Source organism: Burkholderia sp. E168m23 (assembly GCF_016586125.1).
GTDB lineage: Bacteria > Pseudomonadota > Gammaproteobacteria > Burkholderiales > Burkholderiaceae > Burkholderia > Burkholderia orbicola.
This window is the reverse complement of the sequence record NZ_BCPP01001647.1, coordinates 1-664: the sequence shown is the minus strand read 5'-3', so window position 1 is coordinate 664 and position 664 is coordinate 1. Positions and strand designations below refer to the sequence as shown.

The window sequence follows — 664 nt, the reverse complement described above, 5'->3', positions numbered from 1 at the left end:
GTCGCACAGGCTGTGGATGGTCAGCAGATGGACTTCGTGGATGCGCGCCGCGCGAACGGCGGGCACGCTGATTGGGATATCGGTGTCGGACAGCGCGGCCGCGACCGTGTGGTCGTTGCCGCCCGTCAATGCGACGACGGTCATCTCGCGCTCGTGCGCCTCGTCGATCGCCGCGAGCACGCGCGGCGATGCGCCGCCCGCGTCGAGCACCAGCAGGATGTCGCCCGTCTGGCCCAGCACGCGCACCTGCTGCGCGAACAACTGGTCGGCCGCCGCCGCGCCCGCGAGGCCGGCCTGCGACGCGTCGGTGGCCAGCGCGATCGCGGGCAGGCCCGGACGTTCGCGCTCGAAACCGCCGACGAGCGACGCGGCGAGGTACTGCGCAGCGGCGGCCGACGGGCCGTCACCGCACGCGACGATCTTGTTGCCGTTCGCCAGCGCGGCGAACATCGCATCGACCGCGGCTGCGATCGGCAGCGACAGCGCGTCGGCCGCTTCGGCGTGAAGCGCGGCGCTGTCGCGGAATTGTTGCTGAATACGTTCGACTGACATCGATTCCTGGTGAACTGGGCGCGTGGCACAACGTGGCGCCACTCGCGCGACATCGTGGGTGCGGCGAGTTTACCGTACTCCGGCGCCCTCTCCGGGGGTCCGGCAAGAACTC

1 protein-coding gene is annotated in these 664 nt (G+C 70.9%); it reads right to left on the bottom strand.

From position 1 onward, the window contains the following. Positions 1-552 (bottom strand): SIS domain-containing protein (locus JMF90_RS39430; protein WP_201326586.1); only part of this gene is annotated, 552 nt, incomplete at its 3' end. Positions 553-664 lie beyond the last annotated feature (112 nt).